Origin of the sequence: Escherichia sp. WS547, from assembly GCF_046486065.1 — a bacterium.
Classification (GTDB): Bacteria; Pseudomonadota; Gammaproteobacteria; order Enterobacterales; family Enterobacteriaceae; genus Escherichia; species Escherichia coli.
The window spans coordinates 81151-106208 of the sequence record NZ_JBJQMA010000012.1; the positions used below are offsets into that span (position 1 = coordinate 81151).

Sequence of the window (25058 nt, forward strand, 5' to 3'; positions counted from 1 at the left end):
CGGAATAGCATATGTCTGAACAATTAGTCACACCTGAAAACGTCACCACGAAAGATGGAAAAATCAACCTGCTGGATCTCAACCGTCAGCAGATGCGGGAGTTTTTTAAAGATTTAGGTGAAAAACCCTTCCGCGCCGATCAGGTGATGAAGTGGATGTATCACTATTGCTGCGACAACTTTGATGAGATGACCGACATCAACAAAGTGTTGCGCGGCAAACTGAAAGAGGTGGCGGAGATCCGCGCACCGGAAGTGGTTGAAGAACAGCGTTCATCTGACGGCACCATTAAATGGGCAATTGCCGTTGGCGATCAGCGCGTCGAAACGGTGTATATCCCGGAAGACGACCGTGCCACGCTCTGCGTCTCTTCGCAGGTGGGGTGTGCGCTGGAGTGTAAATTCTGTTCCACTGCCCAGCAGGGCTTTAACCGCAACCTGCGGGTATCGGAAATTATCGGCCAGGTGTGGCGTGCAGCGAAAATCGTCGGCGCAGCAAAAGTCACCGGTCAGCGTCCAATCACTAACGTAGTGATGATGGGCATGGGCGAGCCGCTGCTCAACCTGAACAATGTCGTTCCGGCGATGGAAATCATGCTTGATGATTTCGGTTTTGGCCTGTCTAAACGTCGCGTGACGCTTTCCACTTCCGGTGTAGTTCCGGCGCTGGATAAACTGGGCGATATGATCGACGTTGCACTGGCAATTTCCCTGCACGCGCCGAACGACGAAATTCGTGACGAAATTGTGCCGATCAACAAAAAGTACAATATCGAAACGTTCCTTGCTGCGGTGCGCCGTTATCTGGAGAAATCCAACGCCAATCAGGGCCGAGTCACTATTGAATACGTGATGCTTGACCACGTTAACGACGGCACTGAACACGCGCACCAACTGGCGGAGCTACTGAAAGATACGCCGTGTAAGATCAACCTGATCCCGTGGAACCCGTTCCCGGGTGCGCCGTATGGACGCAGTTCGAACAGCCGTATCGACCGTTTCTCAAAAGTGCTGATGAGCTACGGTTTCACCACTATTGTGCGTAAAACTCGTGGTGATGATATCGATGCTGCCTGTGGACAGTTGGCGGGCGATGTTATCGACCGTACGAAACGTACTCTGCGTAAACGGATGCAGGGTGAAGCCATCGACATTAAAGCGGTCTGATAGCCATTACGCCACGGTTACTTTATGTACCGTGGCGTAATCTTTTATGAATGAAGTATTAAGTTGCAATTGTCTGGTCAATATTAACGGTGCGTTTTTGCTGACTTTAAGGCAGTATGTAACGATGCAACAGTAAGTTAGCCTTAGTGAATGTGGGCTTTGTCACGAGCACACAGACGGTCTTATACTGTATGATAACGGTTAACTTAACGGATGTTTCGCGGTGTGGGTGAGCATGATGGTTCACCGGCATCTCAATTCTCATTTAAACGTACCTGCAGCGAATGAATACTGAAGCCACGCACGACCAAAATGAAGCACTTACTACCGGCGCTCGCCTGCGTAATGCTCGCGAACAACTAGGACTTAGTCAGCAGGCCGTTGCCGAGCGACTTTGCCTGAAGGTTTCCACGGTACGCGACATTGAAGAAGATAAGGCACCCGCCGATCTTGCTTCAACATTCCTGCGCGGATATATCCGCTCTTATGCGCGTCTGGTACATATTCCAGAAGAAGAACTGCTGCCAGGGCTGGAAAAGCAGGCTCCACTACGGGCTGCAAAAGTTGCGCCGATGCAGAGTTTTTCCCTCGGTAAACGCCGCAAAAAACGCGACGGCTGGCTGATGACCTTCACCTGGCTGGTGTTGTTTGTGGTTATCGGCCTGAGCGGTGCCTGGTGGTGGCAAGACCACAAAGCTCAGCAGGAAGAGATCACCACTATGGCCGATCAATCTTCGGCGGAACTGAGCAGTAATAGCGAGCAGGGGCAGAGTGTTCCGTTAAATACGTCGACAACTACAGACCCGGCTACAACGTCCACGCCGCCAGCGTCTGTGGATACTACCGCAACCAACACGCAAACACCTGCCGTAACTGCGCCAGCACCAGCTGTTGATCCGCAACAGAATGCGGTTGTTTCGCCTTCGCAGGCAAATGTTGATACCGCCGCGACCCCGGCACCAACGGCAACAACAACGCCAGATGGTGCTGCGCCGTTGCCAACCTATCAGGCTGGCGTGACCACGCCGGCGGCTGATCCGAATGCGCTGGTGATGAACTTTACTGCCGATTGCTGGCTGGAGGTCACTGATGCTACCGGTAAAAAACTGTTTAGCGGGATGCAGCGTAAAGACGGTAATTTGAATTTAACCGGCCAGGCACCGTATAAACTGAAAATTGGTGCGCCAGCCGCAGTACAGATCCAGTATCAAGGGAAACCTGTCGATCTGAGTCGTTTTATCAGAACTAACCAGGTTGCGCGTCTGACCCTCAATGCCGAACAATCACCGGCGCAGTAACAGACGGGTAACGCGGGAGATTTTTCATGCATAACCAGGCTCCAATTCAACGTAGAAAATCAACACGTATTTACGTTGGGAATGTGCCGATTGGCGATGGTGCTCCCATCGCCGTACAGTCCATGACCAATACGCGTACGACAGACGTCGAAGCAACGGTCAATCAAATCAAGGCGTTGGAACGTGTTGGCGCTGATATCGTCCGTGTCTCAGTACCGACGATGGACGCGGCAGAAGCGTTCAAACTCATCAAACAGCAGGTTAACGTGCCGCTGGTGGCTGACATCCACTTCGACTATCGCATTGCGCTGAAAGTAGCGGAATACGGCGTCGATTGTCTGCGTATTAACCCTGGCAATATCGGTAATGAAGAGCGTATTCGCATGGTGGTTGACTGTGCGCGCGATAAAAACATTCCGATCCGTATTGGCGTTAACGCCGGATCGCTGGAAAAAGATCTGCAAGAAAAGTATGGCGAACCGACGCCGCAGGCGTTGCTGGAATCCGCCATGCGTCATGTTGATCATCTCGATCGCTTGAACTTCGAACAGTTCAAAGTCAGCGTGAAAGCGTCAGACGTCTTCCTCGCTGTTGAGTCTTATCGTTTGCTGGCAAAACAGATCGATCAGCCGCTGCATCTGGGGATCACCGAAGCGGGTGGTGCGCGCAGCGGGGCGGTTAAATCCGCCATTGGTTTAGGTCTGCTGCTGTCTGAAGGCATTGGCGACACGCTGCGCGTATCGCTGGCGGCCGATCCGGTTGAAGAGATCAAAGTCGGTTTCGATATTTTGAAATCGCTGCGTATCCGTTCGCGCGGGATCAACTTCATCGCCTGTCCAACCTGTTCGCGTCAGGAGTTTGATGTTATCGGTACGGTTAACGCGCTGGAGCAACGCCTGGAAGATATCATCACTCCGATGGACGTTTCGATTATCGGCTGTGTGGTGAATGGCCCAGGTGAGGCGCTGGTTTCTACACTCGGCGTCACCGGCGGTAACAAGAAAAGCGGCCTCTATGAAGATGGCGTGCGCAAAGACCGTCTGGACAACAACGATATGATCGACCAGCTGGAAGCGCGCATTCGTGCGAAAGCCAGTCAGCTGGACGAAGCGCGTCGAATTGACGTTCAGCAGGTTGAAAAATAATAACGTGATGGGAAGCGCCTCGCTTCCCGTGTATGATTGAACCCGCATGGCTCCCGAAACATTGAGGGAAGCGTTGAGGGTTCATTTTTATATTCAGAAAGAGAATAAACGTGGCAAAAAACATTCAAGCCATTCGCGGCATGAACGATTACCTGCCTGGCGAAACGGCCATCTGGCAGCGCATTGAAGGCACACTGAAAAACGTGCTCGGCAGCTACGGTTACAGTGAAATCCGCTTGCCGATTGTAGAGCAGACCCCGCTATTCAAACGTGCGATTGGTGAAGTCACCGACGTGGTTGAAAAAGAGATGTACACCTTTGAGGATCGCAATGGCGACAGCCTGACTCTGCGCCCTGAAGGGACGGCGGGCTGTGTACGCGCCGGCATCGAGCATGGTCTTCTGTACAATCAGGAACAGCGTCTGTGGTATATCGGGCCGATGTTCCGTCACGAGCGTCCGCAGAAAGGGCGTTATCGTCAGTTCCATCAGTTGGGCTGCGAAGTTTTCGGTCTGCAAGGCCCGGATATCGACGCTGAACTGATTATGCTCACCGCCCGCTGGTGGCGCGCGCTGGGTATCTCCGAGCACGTAACTCTTGAGCTGAACTCTATCGGTTCGCTGGAAGCACGCGCCAATTACCGCGATGCGCTGGTGGCATTCCTTGAGCAGCATAAAGAAAAGCTGGACGAAGACTGCAAACGCCGCATGTACACTAACCCGCTGCGCGTGCTGGATTCAAAAAATCCGGAAGTGCAGGCGCTTCTCAACGACGCTCCGGCATTAGGCGATTATCTGGACGAGGAATCTCGTGAGCATTTTGCCGGTCTGTGCAAACTGCTGGAGAGCGCGGGGATCGCTTACACCGTAAACCAGCGTCTGGTGCGTGGTCTGGATTACTATAACCGTACCGTTTTCGAGTGGGTGACTAACAGTCTCGGCTCCCAGGGCACCGTGTGTGCAGGCGGTCGTTATGACGGTCTGGTGGAACAACTGGGCGGTCGTGCAACACCGGCTGTCGGTTTTGCGATGGGCCTCGAACGTCTTGTATTGTTAGTACAGGCCGTTAATCCGGAATTTAAAGCCGATCCTGTTGTCGATATATACCTGGTGGCTTCAGGTGCTGATACACAATCTGCGGCTATGGCATTAGCTGAGCGTCTGCGTGATGAATTACCGGGCGTGAAATTGATGACCAACCACGGCGGCGGCAACTTTAAGAAACAGTTTGCCCGTGCTGATAAATGGGGTGCCCGCGTTGCTGTGGTGCTGGGTGAGTCTGAAGTGGCTAACGGCACAGCAGTAGTGAAGGATTTGCGCTCTGGTGAGCAAACGGCAGTTGCGCAGGATAGCGTAGCCGCGCATTTGCGCACGTTACTGGGTTAAGGAAGGAGAAGGACAGCGTGGAAATTTACGAGAACGAAAACGACCAGGTAGAAGCGGTTAAACGCTTTTTTGCTGAAAATGGCAAAGCACTGGCTGTTGGGGTGATTTTGGGCGTTGGCGCACTAATTGGCTGGCGCTACTGGAACAGCCATCAGGTTGATTCTGCACGCTCCGCTTCTCTTGCCTATCAAAATGCGGTTACCGCAGTGAGCGAAGGCAAACCGGATAGCATTCCGGCGGCGGAAAAATTTGCTGCTGAAAATAAAAATACTTATGGTGCGCTGGCTTCTTTGGAACTTGCGCAGCAATTTGTTGACAAAAATGAACTAGAGAAAGCTGCCGCCCAGTTACAACAGGGGCTGGCAGACACGAGCGATGAAAATCTCAAAGCCGTGATAAATCTGCGTCTTGCTCGCGTTCAGGTACAGCTCAAGCAGGCTGATGCCGCGCTGAAAACCCTTGATACCATCAAAGGTGAAGGGTGGGCTGCCATTGTTGCCGACCTGCGTGGTGAAGCATTGCTGAGCAAAGGTGATAAGCAAGGTGCGCGTAGTGCATGGGAAGCAGGCGTGAAAAGCGATGTTACTCCGGCACTGAGCGAAATGATGCAGATGAAAATTAATAATTTGTCCATCTGAGAGGGACCCGATGCAATTGCGTAAATTACTGCTGCCAGGACTGCTTTCCGTTACCCTTTTAAGCGGCTGTTCGCTGTTTAACAGCGAAGAAGATGTGGTAAAGATGTCCCCATTGCCAACCGTTGAAAACCAGTTTACGCCGACCACGGCGTGGAGCACTTCCGTTGGTAGCGGCATTGGCAACTTCTATTCCAATCTTCATCCGGCACTGGCGGACAACGTTGTCTATGCAGCGGACCGCGCTGGTTTAGTAAAAGCGCTGAATGCGGATGATGGCAAAGAAATCTGGTCTGTCAGCCTGGCCGAGAAAGATGGCTGGTTCTCTAAAGAGCCTGCATTACTTTCTGGCGGCGTGACCGTGTCTGGCGGGCATGTCTACATTGGCAGTGAAAAGGCGCAGGTTTACGCGCTGAATACCAGCGATGGTACTGTGGCATGGCAAACTAAAGTCGCGGGTGAAGCACTTTCGCGTCCGGTGGTCAGCGACGGTCTGGTGTTAATCCACACCAGTAATGGTCAGTTACAAGCGCTGAACGAAACCGACGGCGCTGTCAAATGGACAGTTAACCTCGATATGCCTTCGCTCTCTTTGCGTGGCGAGTCTGCGCCGGCAACGGCTTTTGGTGCGGCCGTCGTGGGTGGCGATAATGGTCGCGTCAGCGCAGTGCTGATGGAACAGGGCCAGATGATTTGGCAGCAGCGTATTTCCCAGGCGACCGGTTCAACCGAAATTGACCGTCTGAGCGATGTTGACACGACTCCCGTCGTTGTTAACGGCGTTGTTTTCGCGCTGGCCTATAATGGTAACCTGACGGCGCTTGATCTGCGCAGCGGTCAGATTATGTGGAAACGCGAACTGGGTTCGGTGAATGATTTCATCGTCGACGGCAACCGCATCTATCTGGTCGATCAAAATGACCGGGTGATGGCGTTGACCATTGATGGCGGCGTTACGCTGTGGACACAAAGCGATCTGTTGCATCGCCTGCTGACTTCTCCGGTGCTGTATAATGGCAACCTGGTGGTAGGTGACAGTGAAGGTTATCTGCACTGGATTAACGTCGAAGATGGTCGTTTCGTTGCCCAGCAAAAAGTTGATAGTTCCGGTTTCCAGACTGAACCGGTTGCCGCTGACGGCAAACTGCTGATCCAGGCAAAAGACGGAACCGTGTACTCTATTACACGTTAATCGTCTCTGTCGTTCACTTTGAAAACGGCTCCTGGACAGGGGCCGTTTTCCTGTTTTTAACAACGACACGAATATAGCGTGCGTTGTCTGATGATTTATAAAAATGAGGCTTTAAACATGGTACCTGTGGTCGCGCTTGTCGGGCGCCCTAACGTAGGAAAATCCACGTTATTTAACCGTCTAACTCGCACCCGAGATGCGCTGGTTGCGGATTTCCCGGGTCTGACTCGTGACCGTAAGTACGGTCGTGCAGAAATTGAAGGCCGTGAGTTTATCTGCATTGATACCGGCGGGATTGATGGCACAGAAGACGGTGTAGAAACCCGCATGGCGGAACAGTCGCTGCTGGCGATTGAAGAAGCGGACGTCGTACTGTTTATGGTGGATGCGCGCGCGGGCCTGATGCCGGCGGATGAAGCGATTGCTAAACATCTGCGCTCCCGTGAAAAACCGACCTTCCTGGTGGCAAACAAAACTGACGGTCTGGATCCCGATCAGGCAGTGGTTGATTTCTACTCGCTTGGTTTAGGGGAAATCTACCCGATCGCCGCGTCTCACGGTCGTGGCGTATTAAGTCTGCTTGAGCACGTGCTGCTGCCGTGGATGGAAGATCTCGCACCGCAAGAAGAAGTCGACGAAGACGCTGAATACTGGGCGCAATTTGAAGCAGAAGAAAACGGCGAAGAAGAAGAGGAAGATGACTTCGACCCGCAAAGTCTGCCGATCAAACTGGCGATTGTGGGTCGTCCGAACGTAGGTAAGTCTACACTCACTAACCGTATTCTTGGTGAAGAGCGCGTTGTTGTTTACGACATGCCTGGCACGACGCGTGACAGCATCTACATTCCAATGGAGCGCGATGGACGTGAGTATGTACTCATTGACACCGCTGGCGTACGTAAACGCGGCAAAATCACCGATGCTGTAGAGAAATTCTCGGTAATCAAAACGTTGCAGGCCATTGAAGATGCCAACGTGGTGATGTTGGTGATTGACGCCCGCGAAGGTATTTCCGATCAGGATCTCTCGCTGCTGGGCTTTATTCTCAATAGTGGGCGCTCACTTGTCATTGTGGTGAATAAGTGGGATGGCCTGAGCCAGGAAGTGAAAGAGCAGGTGAAAGAAACGCTGGACTTCCGTCTGGGCTTTATCGATTTTGCTCGTGTGCACTTTATCTCTGCCTTGCACGGCAGTGGTGTTGGTAACCTGTTTGAATCAGTGCGTGAAGCGTATGACAGCTCTACCCGTCGCGTGGGTACGTCTATGCTGACCCGCATCATGACCATGGCTGTTGAAGATCACCAGCCGCCGCTGGTACGCGGGCGTCGCGTGAAGCTGAAATATGCCCACGCCGGTGGTTATAACCCGCCGATTGTGGTGATTCACGGTAACCAGGTAAAAGACCTGCCGGATTCCTATAAGCGTTATCTGATGAACTATTTCCGCAAGTCTCTGGATGTGATGGGGACGCCGATTCGTATTCAGTTCAAAGAAGGGGAAAACCCGTATGCGAACAAGCGTAACACCCTGACGCCGACCCAGATGCGCAAGCGTAAGCGCCTGATGAAGCATATCAAGAAAAGTAAGTAATCACTTATTTGGTTTCCCTTTCCACACGGAAAGGGAAACCGAATAACGCGCGAGGAGTATTTATGGCACTCAACTGTCCAACCTGCAAAACCCCTCTCGAACGCAATGGCGAGACTGCCCACTGTGCAACTTGCGACAAAGACTTTACCGTCCAGGCACTTTGCCCTGAGTGTCATCAGCCGTTACAAGTGTTAAAAGCTTGTGGTGCTGTGGACTATTTCTGCCAACATGGGCACGGTTTAATATCTAAAAAACGCGTTGAATTTGTTATTGCTTAATATCATGTGAATATATTGTTTTATCATTTATATTTAATATGTGAATGGTAAAACAATCTGTTATTAGTGGAATAACTAATGTAATTGAGTGAAATCACTAATTTAAATAATTAAGAATATATTTATTCTTTATGACATGCCTTTCTGAATAATCAGGGATACAATATTAAAGCTTATTTTTGACTGTATCATTGTCACAGGGAAAGTGCATGCTGCGATGGAAACGCTGTATTATTCTAACATTTATCTCTGGTGCTGCTTTCGCGGCACCAGAGATAAATGTTAAGCAAAACGAATCGTTACCTGATTTAGGTAGCCAGGCAGCACAGCAGGATGAACAAACCAACAAGGGTAAATCGCTGAAAGAGCGCGGAGCCGATTACGTCATCAACTCCGCCACGCAAGGGTTTGAAAACTTGACCCCTGAGGCGCTGGAATCTCAGGCCAGAAGCTATCTGCAAAGTCAAATCACCTCAACCGCACAATCTTATATTGAAGACACACTCTCTCCCTACGGTAAGGTCCGTTCGAACCTCTCCATTGGCCAGGACGGCGATCTGGATGGCAGTTCCATCGATTATTTTGTTCCCTGGTACGATAATCAAACCACTGTTTATTTCAGTCAATTTTCTGCGCAGCGAAAAGAAGATCGTACAATCGGGAATATTGGTCTTGGGGTAAGACATAATTTTAATGAATGGTTATTGGGTGGAAATATATTTTATGATTATGATTTTACCCGAGGACATCGCCGTTTAGGTTTAGGCGGCGAAGCGTGGACTGATTATTTAAAATTCTCTGGCAACTATTATCATCCGCTTTCTGACTGGAAAGACTCTGAAGATTTCGACTTTTATGAAGAACGCCCTGCGCGCGGCTGGGATATTCGTGCCGAAGCCTGGTTACCTTCTTATCCGCAACTGGGGGGCAAAGTTGTCTTCGAGCAATATTACGGCGATGAAGTCGCCCTTTTTGGTACGGATAATTTGGAGAAAGATCCCTACGCGGTAACACTTGGACTGAATTATCAACCGGTGCCATTACTAACCGTTGGGGCGGACTATAAAGCGGGGACCGGAGATAACAGCGATGTCAGCATTAATGCCACTCTTAATTATCAGTTCGGCGTTCCGCTAAAAGATCAATTGGATAGCGATAAAGTGAAAGCGGCTCACTCGTTGATGGGCAGTCGTCATGATTTTGTTGAGCGTAATAACTTTATTGTTCTGGAATACAAAGAAAAAGATCCGCTTGATGTCACCCTGTGGTTAAAAGCGGATGCCACCAACGAGCACCCTGAGTGCGTCATTAAGGACACTCCCGAAGCGGCCGTCGGGCTGGAAAAATGTAAGTGGACCATTAACGCGCTTATCAACCACCACTACAAAATTGTCGCTGCGTCATGGCAGGCGAAAAACAATGCTGCCCGCACGTTGGTTATGCCGGTTATCAAAGAGAATACCCTGACAGAGGGTAACAATAACCACTGGAACCTGGTGCTGCCCGCCTGGCAGTACAGCTCTGACAAAGCCGAACAAGAAAAACTCAATACCTGGCGAGTACGTCTGGCACTGGAAGATGAAAAGGGCAACCGACAGAACTCTGGCGTGGTGGAAATCACCGTTCAGCAGGACCGTAAAATAGAGTTGATTGTTAATAACATCGCGAACGTGCCGGAAGAGAACAACCACAGCCACGAAGCCAGCGCTCAGGCAGATGGCGTTGATGGTGTGGTGATGGATCTCGATGTAACCGACAGCTTTGGCGATAACACCGACCGCAATGGCGATGCGCTGCCGGAAGATAACCTCACGCCGCAGCTTTACGACGCGCAGGACAAACGAGTGACGTTAACCAACAAGCCTTGCTCGACCGACAACCCCTGCGTTTTTATCGCTAAACAAGATAAAGAAAAGGGCACTGTCACCCTCTCCAGTACCTTACCCGGCACCTATCGCTGGAAAGCAAAAGCTGCGCCCTACGACGACAGTAACTATGTGGATGTCACTTTCCTCGGGGCAGAAATTGGTGGGCTAAATGCATTTATCTATCGTGTGGGGGCGGCTAAACCCAGCAACCTGATAGGTAAAGATAAAGAACCGCTGCCGCTCAACAACACTTATCGATTTGTTTTGTGGCGTGACATCAATAAAGACGGTGTCTTCCAGCAGGTCGAAAAACTGACTGACGAAGAGATGGCGCAGTACGACTACAAGTGGGAATTTACCGGCAAGAGCATCAATGGTGAAGTGGGTGCACAGGCGAACACTTCCAATGAGGACATTGTGATTCCGGCCACTAACCGCGAAGCAGCGCAAACCTATGGCGCACAAGCGGGAGATGGCTTGCAGGGATACGGTTTACGCGTGCTGTATACCAAAAAATAAGATTGGCGTAAGGCCAGTCGGCCAGTCGCTGAAGGTTCATTAAGGAGAGCATCAATGAAGCAGGATAAAAGACGCGGTCTGACCCGGATCGCATTGGCGCTGGCACTGGCAGGTTATTGTGTGGCACCTGTGGCGCTGGCGGAAGAAAGCGCCTGGGTCGACAGCGGCGAAACCAATATTTTCCAGGGAACCATTCCGTGGCTCTATTCGGAAGGGGGAAGCGCTACGACAGATGCCGACCATGTAACGTTGACTTCTGATCTAAAAGGCGCTCGCCCGACAGGCAGTGAAACGGACAAGCGTCTTTACTCGGGTGATAAATTAACCGTAAGTTGGGAAATTGGTGATACCGAAGGCGACGTGGATCATGGGGGATTGGGCGATAACGCAAAGACTATCGATACTATCCGCTGGATGAGCTACAAGGACGCTCAGGGGGGCGATCCGAAAGAGCTGGCAACGAAGGTGACCAGTTACACTCTTACCGATGACGACCGTGGTCGTTATATCGGTATTGAAATTACGCCGACCACGCAGACCGGTACGCCAAACGTCGGGACTGCGCTGCATCTTTATGACATTTCCACTGCCAGCGGCGGCGGAAGCGACAGCGATAACGTTGCGCCAGGGCCGGTGGTTAACCAGAACCTGAAAGTCGCCATCTTTGTTGATGGTACCAGTATCAACCTTATCAACGGCAGCACGCCAATCGAACTTGGCAAAACCTACGTGGCCAAACTGTACTCGGATGAGAACAAAAACGGCAAGTTTGATGCGGGTACCGATGCTGACGTTACCGCCAATTATGACTTCCGTTGGGTACTTTCTGGCAGCAGCCAGCAGCTCGGCACTTCGGGTGGTATCGTTAACTCAAGCTTCGATAATAACAATCTGGCCATCCCTGCGACCAACGACGAAGCCAGAACCAACCTTAACGGTCCTGCGCGCGATGGTAAAGAGGCTCTTACCATTCCGACAAACGGCGACGGGGTACAGGGTTACAAACTTCACATTATTTACAAACACAAATAACGCGTACTCAGCAGCATTCCCGCAAGGGAATGCTGTTTCCGCATATTTTGCTTAATCCCGGATTAAGCAAAATATGTTGATGCGACAAGCGTCCGTTTAACAACCGGTGGAGTTTCTGTCATGTCCCTGACCCTGAATAAAATCCTTGTGTTATGCGCATTGCTGATAAGCGCAATGCTGCCTGGGTGGTCATGGGCAGAATCTGCATGGCAAGACTCTTCAGATACGGTCGGCGAATTTAACGGTACCGTGCCCACCGCCGACAGTGCCAGCATACCCGTCTACCAGGGCAGTGTCTTTCTGGATCCTGCAAAGACGCATGAGGTAGCGTTTACCGCTAAACCGAGTGAATTCAGCGCGGATATTAGCGTCTCTAAATTGCTCGTCACCAATCCGCAAGACAGAGAAGGCGATATCATTTCCACCCCACGTTGGGAAAACCAAACGCCACCGACAGTATCTTTAGTTTGGGCGGATGCCGCGACGCCGGACACCTTACTGGACCCACAGCCAGTCGCAGATCGCTCGTTTTGCGCTCAGGGACTTGCCGGGCGTTCGCTGGTCGCCTGGGCGCAGCCTGATCCCCAACAGACCATGCCGCTGTTATATTTACTCACCTCGACGGGCTATCCCTATGAAAGTGTTCTGACGCTCGCCGATCAGAAAGTGACGCTGAAGATTGCGCCCGCGCAGGGTGACCTTATTTCCGTCAGCGCCGCGGGCTATGACGAATCCTCCGGTGCGGCGAAAACGACGGTTGGCGGCAGTATCACGTTAACGGTCACTACCAAAGATTGCGTCGGTAATGTTGTGGGGAATATTCCTTTTGTTATCAAACGCAAAGATGCTGAAAACCGCTTGGGTGTGGTGAACAATACTGCGCCGGTAAAACTGGGCACGACCGAATTAACCACCACCGCGACGGAATATCGTGGTTCTACCGATGCGAATGGTGTTGCCACGGTTACGGTCACCCAGGCCAACGGCCCTGGTGTAAAAACGCCGTTGGTCGCGAGCCTCGCGGGTATTGCTCAGGCCAGTGAAACGGCGGTGATCTTTACCGTCCTCACCAGCCCGGATGTCCCGCAGGCCACAATGTGGGGTCATATGCCCGATACGCTGAAGGCCCTTGATTACACCTTTAGCCGACCAAAACTGGCGGCGGAAGTCGATAATGAAGACGGTACGGTTAACGATCACAATGAAACCTGGTCAACCTTCACCTGGAGTGGCGCGGATAAACATTGCGACATTTTGCCCGGAATGCGTCAGTTCGGTGCGCTGGCGACGGTGGTGCCAACGTCAGTGCAGGATGTGGCTGGTTGGCCGATGCAGGGTAACTACTACTGGTCATCACTGGCGGGGATGAGCGGCCAGCACCATGCGGCGGATGTTTCGAACCGCAGCGAAGCGCAAAAACCGGACGATACGACGTTTATTGTGAGCTGTGTCGATAAAGAAGCGCCCGATGTTGAACCGAAGCTGGTACTGACGCCGGGCAGCTATGATTCGACGATAAAAGCGATGAAAGTAAAGGTGGGGGAAGAGGCTTCTTTACGCCTGACGATTACCGATAGCAAGAACAACGATCAGCCGCTGGCGTACTACTACTTTTCGCTGCATCTGGATGACGGCGTTAACCGTAAGAATCAAACTGACGCCGCGTGGGAGGCGTACCCGGTACAAATTGATGGCGGCAGTAACGTTCGCAAAGTTGACGCCCATACCTATGAAGGGATCACTGATGCTAACGGAGAGGCCTCTCTGACGCTGACCCAGCCAGGCGGCGTGGGGGTGAAAACTCACATCACCGCGAGAATGCGCAGTGATTTTACTGCCTCGGATGAGAAAGACGTTATTTTTACGGTGATCACCAGCCCCGATACCGACAAAGCGCGGATGTGGGGACATATGTTAGGCATTATTGAAGCGAACAATATCTTTAAACGCCCACGGCTGGCGGATGAAACCGCCAACGAACTGGGAGCAGTGCGGGAAAATAACGAAGACTGGGCGCTGTTTGATCAGAATAGCAGTATGCAGGCTGAGTGTGGTTTAGGTCATATTCCGAGCCAAAGCTCATTGCACAGTTTGTTTGCCGCACATCCAGCCAATGTCATCGGCACCGAATATGGCTGGCCAACGTTGCAAAAAGCGTATCTTAGTGCGGTGGAAGAGACGTCGCATGCGTCGGTGAACCTGGCCACGGGCAACATCGATACCTATTCCGGCTTTAAGCAAAACTACCTTTCTTGTTCGGGCAATGAGATGGTCGCCCAGATTGCTGCGACCACCGATCATGATGTTTCCACAAGCAGCAGAGCGCAGGCGAAAGTGGGTGAAACGATTACCATGACGGTACGCACCTTTAATGCCTTGAATAATGCGCCCGTGCCGTATACCGCGTTCACCATCACGAAAGATATGGGGAAAAATCGTCAGGGGCAGACCACGGGTTTCGATGATCCAACCCGCGGCGCAATCGAGATGAATGGCACGCTCTACGGAACATCGCAACCGTCTTTAGTCTATGCAGGTACTACGGATGCGCAGGGTTTTGCTACTGTGGAAATTAAGCAACCGCAAGGTGTGGGCTTAGCGACGCCGCTGAATATTGCGCCTGTAAACTCCTATATTCCCAATACTGTTAATTACAATGTGATTTTCACTACGCTCACCAGTCCGGATGCGGTTGGCGCGCAGATGTGGGGGCATATGGATGAGACGATTACCGTCGATGCATTAACCTTTGCCCGACCCCGACTGGCTGCGGAAGTGTCCAGCCCGGACGGCACATTAACGGAAAATAACGAAGTATGGTCGCGCGTTAGCCAGGCCAACACTTCCAGCACCAGTAAAGGTGGCTGTGGTGCCAATATGCTCCCACGCCGTTCCCAGCTTAACGCGCTCTATGATGCTAACAGTGGTAACGCCGTTCAAACGGTACACGGTTGGCCAACGCAGCGTCAGCCCTACTGGAGCAGTTCGCCCGCGGATCAGGTGCCGCATTACTACACCATAGCCCTCAACGATGGCGCGCGGACCGTTGGTGGTAGCACGGCGGTTTATGTCAGTTGCCTGACGACGGCTAACAATCCTGCCAGCAGCATTACGCTGGAAGTGGTGGACCCGGCGCAGTGGAACGCGGCAGCAAATGCGGCGAAGCTGAAAAAAGGCGAAACGCTACAGGTGAAGGTGACGGTAAAAGATGCTCAGGGCAATCCATTGGGTGATATGCCTTTTACGCTGAAGCGTGGCGATGGTTATACCCGATCAAACGAAAAACACATTGCCGGTAGCGGTGATGCGCTGGTTGCGCCGGTTGTGATCAATAGTGGCCTGGCGGATGAAACTTCGCTCAATGATACCGCCGCAGCATACAGCGCGATGACCGGCAGCGATGGCACTAAAATTCTCACTATTACCCGCCCGGATACCCATGGCACAAAAACGTCGCTGACCGCCGCGCTCTATTCAGACACAACGAAAAAAGCGACCCTCGATACCATTTTTACCGTTGTCACCAGCCCGGACAGCGATAAGGCGAAAATGTGGGGGCATATGCCTGAAACGGTGACGGCTGTGGATGGAACGGTCTTTAAACGCCCATTATTGTTGAAAGAGTTATCCAGTACGTCGGGTCGAACAGCGATTGCAGAAGATAATGAGGACTGGGCGCAATTTACCCAAACTCAGGCGACAAGCACATCCTCTAATGGTTGTGGTAGTGAATATGTTCCCTCCCAGGCCGGGCTGGAGTCATTGTATGAAGCCAACCGCGGCAATGCGATGAAAACGGTTCAGGGCTGGCCCGTCGCCTCAAGTTACCTTTCCAGCACGACAGGCAGCAGTAGCCTGGAACAGCGTGACTTCAAGGCCGTCAATCTCAGTTCAGGCACCAGTTCGATAATTCCATCGGCCACAAAAGAACTGCTTACCTGCCAGACGACGCCGATCGTCAAGGCTAGCCAAATCGTTCTTGAGGCTGCGGACCCCACAAAATTTGACAGTACGAATAATGTTGTCAAAGCGAAAAAAGGGGAAGAAGTCGTGGTTCGCGTGACCACTAAAGATTCGCAGGGTAACCCGGTGGGAAATACCGCGTTTACGCTTAAACGTAACCTTAGCGTCAATCGGGCAAATGCGTCTACAACGGTGACAGCAGGCGCGCTCATCGTGACGGATGCCTGGGGTAACACGCAGAGTAATTTTTCCTCAACAACAGCACTGATTTATGGCGTTACCGGCGCAGATGGTACGACAACACTTGCACTGAAACAGGACAATACCACGGGTTTAAAAACCGAACTGACCGCCATGCTGGATACAGATAATAACGTAAAATCAATGCTTCCGGTGGTCTTTACGGTGATAACCAGCCCCGATACCCCTAAAGCAAAATTCTGGGGGCATATGGCCGAAACGATGACCGGTGCAGGCGGGCTTATTTATAAAAGACCGTTATTGCAAGATGAGCTTTCCGTTACAACCAGTCGAAGCTCTTTTCAGGAAGATGGAGAGAGCTGGTCACTGTTCTCGCCGGACCAGTCGAACAACACATCTGTAAATGGTTGCGGTGCAGGATATGTCCCGATTGAAAGTGAGCTGGAGTCACTGTATGCCGATGAAGGTTACGTGCCAATACATGACGTTACGGGATGGCCTGTATCACGCGCCTATATCTCCAGTACGGTTGTTGCCTATTACACTCAAACATTTAATTTTAAAGCGGTTTCGTTAAAAACGGGTGATGGAACGGAGGTCATGTCAAGCAGTCTAGGACTGCTAAGTTGTCGGGCTACCCCAGTGGCGGTGACCAGCCACATTATTGTTGAAGCGAACGATGCGACACAATTTGTCAAAGTTGACGAAACCCTCAGCGCACTAAAACGGAAAAAAGGTGACGACGCGGTGATTCGCGTGGTGACAAAAGATGCGCAGGGAAATGTCGTACCAAATGTTCCGTTTATTCTCAAACGTGAAGGATCGACAAATCGCCAGAATGTACAGTTGTCGAACAGAACTATCACTGTAATCAACGCTGCGGGAACGTCGGCAAGAGTGGATACTCCATCAATCTCCCTTTATGCGGTGACAGGTGCAGACGGGACAGCCACGTTTACGGTAAAGCAGGATGATTCTATAGGCCTGGTAACCAATGTGTACGCTCAGGCCTATCAGTCGAGCCTGGAATCCAACAAATTACCCGTGATGTTTACCGTGATAACCAGCCCGGATACCCCCCTGGCAAGTTACTGGGGGCATATGGCGGAAACGTTCACTACGCGTTCTGGTACTGCCTTCAAACGCCCCTTACTCTCTGCTGAAAGATCGTCGGGCCAGTCGTTTATAGAAGACAATGAAGAGTGGGCCGTGTTGAGATCGGCAACAAAGGGGGATATCGATAAAAGCGGGTGCGATGTACATTATCAACCACTGTTAAGCGAACTACAGGCATTGTACGACGAACACCCAAGTCGTGCGATAAAGACCGATCTGGGTATTCCGGTAAATAGCTACTGGTGGGCTTACGACATGGTGGCATATGCGGGTAACTGGTACGATCAATATATTTATCTGTTAAATGGATCAAGTGGAAGAGCGTCTTCAACCACCTCGGCATTAATGCTGTGCCTGGTAAACCCTCATCCAGAGGCGGCTTCTATTGAAATGACCTCAACGGCGGAGGATGCAACGAAAACGGCCAGCAATGATGGCAGGCCCAGCGCAACAGCGAAGAAGGGAGAGGTTATCCCGATGACTGTTACGGTGCGAGATAGCGCAGGCAATCCACTGCCAGGTGCCAGCTTTAACCTTAAACGAGGAACTGCGCTGAACCGCGCTAAAGCTGCGTACGATGCCTCTGCAGATGATCTTACCATCATACCTGTGGAACCTACTGGGGTAACGTCAATCTTGTATGGGGATGGGACGCAGGCTCTTCTGAAGACAGGGAGCGATGGTAAAGCTACGTTTGAGGTCAGCCAGAATAGCAGTTATGGGCTGTCAACGCCGCTCAGCGCAGAACTCATGCGCGATACCTCGAAAAGCGTCACGCTGGATGTCATTTTCACGGTGATAACCAGCCCGGATTCGCCAAAAGCGAAATACTGGGGCCATATGCCGGAAACGTTTACCAGTTCGGCAGGCGTGACCTTCAAGCGCCCATTACTGGCAGCGGAAGCGACTACGGGGAGCTCGGTAAACGGTAATAATGAGACATGGTCATATATATATAGTACTCAAAAAGCGACGGCAGATTGTTCGCTGGAATATCAACCGCGCCTCAGCGAATTGCAGGGGTTATATGACGATCACCCAAACGGGGCGTTAACGAAAGATCTGGGGTTGCCGATAGCGTCAGGAAACTGGTGGATTTATGAATTGCTTAACTCCAATGGTAGCTCCTGGTATTATCAGGTCTTTAACCTAAGTACGGGACGAGTATCATCCGCACTCTCTCCGGTTGCTCTAATGCTCTGCCTGGCACAGCCTCACTCTAAGCCGTCAAGCGTTACCCTGACTTCAATAGCATTTGATGAGACGAGAACCGCAAGTAACGGCGGCACACCTTCGGCATCGGCGAAAAAGGGCGAGACAATCCCGTTAGTCGTGACAGTAAAAGACCAAAATGGCAACCTGGTGAGTGGTGAGGGCGTGACGCTTCAGCGGGCGCAGGCGAAAAGTCGTTCAGGAATTAGGCCCTCATCGTTGGCAGATGATCTTATTGTAGATGTTGTCACACCGACAGCAACCCGTATTTCCTTTGCTCAGGATACGGCAAAATGGCTTGGTTTTACCGGCAGTGATGGCACAGTGACGTTCAATGTTACGCAAAACGCCACCACCGGCCTGGCAACGCCGTTTACGGTCTCGCTTGCACAAGATCCGCAGATCACGTCAAACTTGGACCTGATATTTACCGTGGTCACCAGCCCTGACGCCCAGGATGCCGACTACTGGGGTCATATGCCAGAAACGGTGACAGCGGCAAATGGAACCGTCTTTGAACGACCGAAATTGTGGAAGGAGCTGCCATCGACCTCCGGGGTAAATAAAACCAATAACAATAATGAGGACTGGCCCTATTTTTCGTCAACCACTAAAGCAAATGCCAGCCTCAGCCCTTGTGAGGAAGCCCGGCAACCGTTGCTCAGCGATATGAAGTCACTGTATCAACGTTATCCCAATAACACCCTTACGACGGAAACTGGCTGGTCAGTTTATTATTACTGGTGGGCGCAGGATAAGACTACAGATGGTAAAAATCAGTCGCTCAATATGAAAGATGGCACAACGACATTGAATGGTAATGCCGCTTATCAGGCGTGTCTGGTGTCTGCGCGCGCGACGGTTTCCAGCGTCACACTGACCTCAACAGCGTTTGATGCTGACAGCCAGGCGGCGAAAGTGAAAAAAGGCGAAGCCATGCCCGTTACCGTGACGGTGAAAGACAGCGCCGGGAATACGGTACCGAATGTGGAATTTACTTTGAAACGTGGCGATGCATCGCCGCGTAACGCTGGGGCGACGTTGTATGGTGATGTGGTGGCGATGGACGATCTCATCGTTCAGCCGTTATCTGGTTCGGCTGTTACGCTGAGTGAAAGCGGTAATACCATTAGTGGCATGACAGGCGCGGATGGGACGGCAAGTTTTACGCTCCGCCAGGATAATACCCCTGGTTATAAAACGCCACTGACGGTTACTCTGGCTAATTACGCTTCCGCGACAGACACGCTGGACGCTATTTTTACGGTACCAACCAGCCCGAATGTTTCCTCGGCGCACTTTTGGGGACATATGGCAGACACTGTAGTGGTGAATGGTAAATCGCTACATCGACCGTTGTTAACGACAGAATTGCCGTCCGGGGCAAATCCCGTATCCTCACCGATTATTAACTACGAAAACTGGGCTTCTGCACATATCATTGATGCCAGTAAATGGGATATTGCAAGGCAGTGTGGCAGCATAGAAAATGCACCGACATACAATGAATTAGAGTTGTTGCACACTGTTTTTAATTCACTGGGATGGCCGTCTTCACCAAGTTTTCCTTATTTGTCCTCTCAACAGTGTGGGATGGACGAAGGCACTGGAGCACAGGATTGTAGTATCACGCTAATGAATAAACCGGGTCTGGTGACCTGCTTCCAGTAACCAGCATGGCGCATCTGGCGTGGCCTGGGAGCCAGTGCCGGATGCGATGCTGGCGCATCTTATGGATTAGCAGCTTTCTTACGCGGTTTACGCGTTTTTGTTACGGCGCTAACTTCACTAATCACCACACCATCACCAAGTCGAGTGGTCAACGTATCGCCCGCTTTCACCTGCTTCACCTGCTTTAACACTGCGCCATCTGCGGCGCTGGTGACGCTATAACCACGCGCCAGCGTCGAAAGCGGGCTAACTGCTTCCAGGTGCGTTACTGCATTACCAAACCGTTCTCGCGTTGCGCTCAGTTGCGCGCGCAACGTTTCTGCCAGGCGATATTCCAGTTGTTGAATTCGCGTCTGTGCGCGGTGAATACGCGGCTGCGGATTTTGCTGGTTTAGCCTCTGTGTTAATCGCTGCTGCTGTTGCCCGGCACGCTTAAGCTGATTTTCCAGCGCAAAGCTCATCCGCTTTTGCAGGCGCTCAAGCATGGTTTGCTGGCGTGCCAGCCGGAGCTGTGGATGCTGCTGCTGTAAGCGATGATGGATCTGCGTAAAACGACGCGTGCGGTTGGCGAGATAATAATCCATCGCCATCTCCAGCCGTTGACGGGCCGATTGCACCTGGCGCAGTAACTCTTGCTGATTTCGGCTCACTACTTCAGCGGCAGCCGAGGGCGTTGGCGCACGCAAATCAGCGACAAAATCGGCAATCGTCACATCGGTTTCATGCCCGACGGCACTCACTACCGGAATGCGGCTGGCAAAAATCGCCCGCGCTACACGTTCGTCGTTAAAACTCCATAAATCTTCCAGCGAACCGCCACCGCGCCCAACGATCAATACGTCACACTCGTTGCGCTGATTCGCCATTTCAATGGCGCGAACAATTTGCCCCGGCGCGTCATCGCCCTGAACGGCGGTGGGGAAGATGATCACCGGCAGAGAAGGATCGCGACGTTTCAACACATGCAAAATATCATGTAGCGCAGCACCGGTTTTTGAGGTGATCACACCAACGCAATGCGCAGGGGAGGGAAGTGGTTTTTTGTATTGCTGATCGAACAGACCTTCAGCCTGCAATTTCGTTTTAAGCTGTTCGTATTTTTGTTGCAGCAACCCTTCACCGGCAGGCTGCATACTTTCGACGATAATCTGGTAGTCACCGCGCGGCTCGTAGAGCGTAATATTGGCGCGAACTAAAACCTGTTGCCCATGCTGTGGGCGAAAGGTCACCCGTCGATTGCTGTTACGGAACATCGCACAGCGCACCTGCGCGGTATCGTCTTTAAGCGTAAAGTACCAGTGACCGGAAGCCGGTTGTGTGAAATTAGAAATTTCGCCGCTGATCCAAACCTGTCCCATCTCATGCTCAAGCAGCAGACGAACCGTTTGATTCAGGCGACTAACGGTAAAAATTGCAGGGGATTGAGAAGGTAACATGTGAGCGAGATCAAATTCTAAATCAGCAGGTTATTCAGTCGATAGTAACCCGCCCTCCGGGGATAGCAAGCATTTTTTGCAAAAAGGGGTAGATGCAATCGGTTACGCTCTGTATAATGCCGCGGCAATATTTATTAACCACTCTGGTCGAGATATTGCCCATGCTACGTATCGCTAAAGAAGCTCTGACGTTTGACGACGTTCTCCTCGTTCCTGCTCATTCTACCGTTCTGCCGAATACTGCTGACCTCAGCACCCAGCTGACGAAAACTATTCGTCTGAATATCCCTATGCTTTCCGCAGCAATGGATACCGTAACGGAAGCGCGCCTGGCTATTGCTCTGGCTCAGGAAGGCGGTATCGGCTTTATCCACAAAAATATGTCCATTGAACGCCAGGCGGAAGAAGTTCGCCGTGTGAAAAAACACGAATCTGGCGTGGTGACTGACCCGCAGACTGTTCTGCCAACCACGACGCTGCGCGAAGTGAAAGAACTGACCGAGCGTAACGGCTTTGCGGGCTACCCGGTCGTTACCGAAGAAAACGAACTGGTGGGTATTATCACCGGTCGTGACGTACGTTTTGTTACCGACCTGAGCCAGCCGGTTAGCGTTTACATGACGCCGAAAGAACGTCTGGTCACCGTGCGTGAAGGTGAAGCCCGTGAAGTTGTGCTGGCAAAAATGCACGAAAAACGCGTTGAAAAAGCGCTGGTGGTTGATGACGAATTCCACCTGATCGGCATGATCACCGTGAAAGATTTCCAGAAAGCAGAACGTAAACCGAACGCCTGTAAAGACGAGCAAGGCCGTCTGCGTGTTGGTGCAGCGGTTGGCGCGGGTGCGGGTAACGAAGAGCGTGTTGACGCGCTGGTTGCCGCAGGCGTTGACGTTCTGCTGATCGACTCCTCTCACGGTCACTCTGAAGGCGTTCTGCAGCGTATCCGTGAAACTCGTGCTAAATATCCGGATCTGCAAATCATCGGCGGCAACGTGGCAACAGCTGCGGGGGCACGCGCTCTGGCAGAAGCTGGTTGCAGCGCGGTTAAAGTCGGCATTGGCCCTGGCTCTATCTGTACGACTCGTATCGTGACTGGCGTAGGTGTTCCGCAGATCACCGCCGTTGCTGACGCCGTAGAAGCCCTGGAAGGCACCGGTATTCCGGTTATCGCTGACGGTGGTATCCGTTTCTCAGGCGATATCGCCAAAGCTATCGCCGCAGGTGCAAGCGCGGTAATGGTGGGTTCCATGCTGGCGGGTACTGAAGAATCTCCGGGTGAAATCGAACTCTACCAGGGCCGTTCTTACAAATCTTACCGTGGGATGGGCTCTCTGGGTGCGATGTCCAAAGGTTCTTCTGACCGTTACTTCCAGAGCGACAACGCTGCCGACAAACTGGTGCCGGAAGGTATCGAAGGTCGCGTGGCCTATAAAGGTCGCCTGAAAGAGATCATTCACCAGCAGATGGGCGGCCTGCGCTCCTGTATGGGCCTGACCGGCTGTGGTACTATCGACGAACTGCGTACTAAAGCGGAGTTTGTACGTATCAGCGGTGCGGGCATTCAGGAAAGCCACGTTCACGACGTGACCATTACTAAAGAGTCCCCGAACTACCGTCTGGGCTCCTGATTCTCTTCGCCCGACTTCATGTCGGGCGATTTATATTATCTGTTTCACTTGCCTCGGAATAAGCGTCAATGACGGAAAACATTCATAAGCATCGCATCCTCATTCTGGACTTCGGTTCTCAGTACACTCAACTGGTTGCGCGCCGCGTGCGTGAACTGGGTGTTTACTGCGAACTGTGGGCGTGGGATGTGACAGAAGCACAAATTCGTGACTTCAACCCAAGCGGCATTATTCTTTCCGGCGGCCCGGAAAGCACCACCGAAGAAAACAGCCCGCGTGCGCCGCAGTATGTCTTTGAAGCAGGCGTACCGGTATTCGGCGTTTGCTATGGCATGCAGACCATGGCAATGCAGTTGGGCGGTCACGTTGAAGCCTCTAACGAACGTGAATTTGGCTACGCGCAGGTTGAAGTCGTAAACGACAGCGCACTGGTTCGCGGTATCGAAGATGCGCTGACTGCAGACGGTAAACCGCTGCTCGATGTCTGGATGAGCCACGGCGATAAAGTTACCGCTATCCCGTCCGACTTCGTCACCGTAGCCAGCACCGAAAGCTGCCCGTTTGCCATTATGGCTAACGAAGAAAAACGCTTCTATGGTGTACAGTTCCATCCGGAAGTGACTCACACCCGCCAGGGTATGCGCATGCTGGAGCGTTTTGTGCGTGATATCTGCCAGTGTGAAGCCCTGTGGACGCCAGCGAAAATTATCGACGACGCCGTAGCTCGCATCCGCGAGCAGGTAGGCGACGATAAAGTGATCCTCGGCCTCTCTGGTGGCGTGGATTCCTCCGTAACCGCAATGCTGCTGCACCGCGCTATCGGTAAAAACCTGACTTGCGTATTCGTCGACAACGGCCTGCTGCGTCTCAACGAAGCAGAGCAGGTTCTGGATATGTTTGGCGATCACTTTGGTCTCAATATTGTTCACGTTCCGGCAGAAGATCGCTTCCTGTCAGCGCTGGCTGGCGAAAACGATCCGGAAGCAAAACGTAAAATCATCGGGCGCGTTTTCGTTGAAGTATTCGATGAAGAAGCGCTGAAACTGGAAGACGTGAAGTGGCTGGCGCAGGGTACTATCTACCCTGACGTTATCGAATCTGCGGCGTCTGCAACCGGTAAAGCACACGTCATCAAATCTCACCACAACGTGGGCGGCCTGCCGAAAGAGATGAAGATGGGCCTGGTTGAACCGCTGAAAGAGCTGTTCAAAGACGAAGTGCGTAAGATTGGTCTGGAGCTGGGCCTGCCGTACGACATGCTGTACCGTCATCCGTTCCCGGGACCAGGCCTTGGCGTTCGTGTTCTGGGTGAAGTGAAGAAAGAGTACTGTGACCTGCTGCGCCGCGCTGACGCCATCTTCATTGAAGAACTGCGTAAAGCGGACCTGTACGACAAAGTCAGCCAGGCGTTCACCGTCTTCCTGCCAGTACGTTCCGTTGGCGTAATGGGCGATGGTCGTAAGTATGACTGGGTTGTCTCTCTGCGTGCTGTCGAAACCATCGACTTTATGACCGCACACTGGGCGCATCTGCCGTACGATTTCCTCGGTCGCGTTTCCAACCGCATTATCAATGAAGTGAACGGTATTTCCCGCGTGGTGTATGACATCAGCGGCAAGCCGCCAGCTACCATTGAGTGGGAATGATTTTGATCCCTGCACTATGAATGAACAAAACCCTCTGTTACTACAGAGGGTTTTTTATCTTCAAGAATTATAGGCTT

General features: G+C 52.0%; 14 protein-coding genes. 13 read left to right on the forward strand and 1 reads right to left on the reverse strand.

Translation table 11 applies throughout. The features are described 5' to 3' along the window. Positions 1 to 11: 11 nt before the first annotated feature. From ACJHWK_RS12885 to ACJHWK_RS12935, 11 genes are all read left to right on the forward strand, one after another. Positions 12 to 1166, forward strand: coding sequence for a bifunctional tRNA (adenosine(37)-C2)-methyltransferase TrmG/ribosomal RNA large subunit methyltransferase RlmN (locus tag ACJHWK_RS12885; protein ID WP_000003317.1), 1155 nt, complete (start codon positions 12 to 14; stop codon positions 1164 to 1166). A gap of 284 nt (positions 1167 to 1450) precedes the next feature. Then, complete coding sequence (gene rodZ, locus ACJHWK_RS12890; RefSeq protein WP_410234850.1) at positions 1451 to 2464, forward strand: cytoskeleton protein RodZ; 1014 nt, start codon at positions 1451 to 1453, stop codon at positions 2462 to 2464. A gap of 26 nt (positions 2465 to 2490) precedes the next feature. Further along, positions 2491 to 3609 (forward strand): flavodoxin-dependent (E)-4-hydroxy-3-methylbut-2-enyl-diphosphate synthase, encoded by a 1119-nt coding sequence (ispG, locus tag ACJHWK_RS12895; protein ID WP_000551813.1) that lies wholly within the window; start codon positions 2491 to 2493, stop codon positions 3607 to 3609. Between the two features lie 110 nt (positions 3610 to 3719). Continuing rightward, positions 3720 to 4994: a histidine--tRNA ligase gene (hisS, locus tag ACJHWK_RS12900; protein ID WP_001107167.1), complete on the forward strand. Its 1275-nt coding sequence runs from the start codon at positions 3720 to 3722 to the stop codon at positions 4992 to 4994. A gap of 17 nt (positions 4995 to 5011) precedes the next feature. Continuing rightward, positions 5012 to 5632 (forward strand): ancillary SecYEG translocon subunit YfgM, encoded by a 621-nt coding sequence (gene yfgM, locus ACJHWK_RS12905; RefSeq protein ID WP_000409205.1) that lies wholly within the window; start codon positions 5012 to 5014, stop codon positions 5630 to 5632. Positions 5633 to 5642: 10 nt separating this feature from the next. Then, the gene (gene bamB, locus ACJHWK_RS12910; RefSeq protein WP_001521051.1) at positions 5643 to 6821 is read left to right on the forward strand and encodes an outer membrane protein assembly factor BamB; all 1179 of its coding nucleotides are present in this window, start codon (positions 5643 to 5645) and stop codon (positions 6819 to 6821) included. A 117-nt stretch (positions 6822 to 6938) separates the two neighbouring features. Next, complete coding sequence (gene der / locus ACJHWK_RS12915) at positions 6939 to 8411, forward strand: ribosome biogenesis GTPase Der (protein WP_001317982.1); 1473 nt, start codon at positions 6939 to 6941, stop codon at positions 8409 to 8411. A gap of 62 nt (positions 8412 to 8473) precedes the next feature. Beyond that, the gene (locus tag ACJHWK_RS12920) at positions 8474 to 8689 is read left to right on the forward strand and encodes a zinc ribbon domain-containing protein (RefSeq protein ID WP_001196896.1); all 216 of its coding nucleotides are present in this window, start codon (positions 8474 to 8476) and stop codon (positions 8687 to 8689) included. A gap of 209 nt (positions 8690 to 8898) precedes the next feature. Continuing rightward, positions 8899 to 11076 (forward strand): intimin-like inverse autotransporter SinH, encoded by a 2178-nt coding sequence (gene sinH / locus ACJHWK_RS12925; protein WP_001521048.1) that lies wholly within the window; start codon positions 8899 to 8901, stop codon positions 11074 to 11076. Positions 11077 to 11130: 54 nt separating this feature from the next. Beyond that, on the forward strand, positions 11131 to 12108 hold the full coding sequence (locus ACJHWK_RS12930) for a SinI family autotransporter-associated protein (RefSeq protein ID WP_170886121.1): 978 nt from the start codon (positions 11131 to 11133) through the stop codon (positions 12106 to 12108). 120 nt (positions 12109 to 12228) lie between these two features. Continuing rightward, a complete protein-coding gene (locus ACJHWK_RS12935) occupies positions 12229 to 20271 on the forward strand; it encodes an adhesion domain-containing protein (RefSeq protein WP_001521047.1) in 8043 nt (2680 codons plus the stop codon). A gap of 59 nt (positions 20272 to 20330) precedes the next feature. On the opposite strand, the gene xseA is transcribed toward ACJHWK_RS12935, so the two are convergent. Beyond that, positions 20331 to 21707, reverse strand: coding sequence for an exodeoxyribonuclease VII large subunit (gene xseA / locus ACJHWK_RS12940; protein ID WP_021551967.1), 1377 nt, complete (start codon positions 21705 to 21707; stop codon positions 20331 to 20333). Between the two features lie 161 nt (positions 21708 to 21868). Here xseA and guaB point away from each other — a divergent pair, with 161 nt between their 5' ends. Beyond that, positions 21869 to 23335 carry an IMP dehydrogenase gene (guaB, locus tag ACJHWK_RS12945; RefSeq protein WP_001296289.1) on the forward strand — a complete coding sequence of 489 codons (1467 nt, stop codon included), beginning with the start codon at positions 21869 to 21871 and terminating at the stop codon, positions 23333 to 23335. Positions 23336 to 23403: 68 nt separating this feature from the next. Then, positions 23404 to 24981 carry a glutamine-hydrolyzing GMP synthase gene (guaA, locus tag ACJHWK_RS12950; protein ID WP_000138282.1) on the forward strand — a complete coding sequence of 526 codons (1578 nt, stop codon included), beginning with the start codon at positions 23404 to 23406 and terminating at the stop codon, positions 24979 to 24981. Positions 24982 to 25058 lie beyond the last annotated feature (77 nt).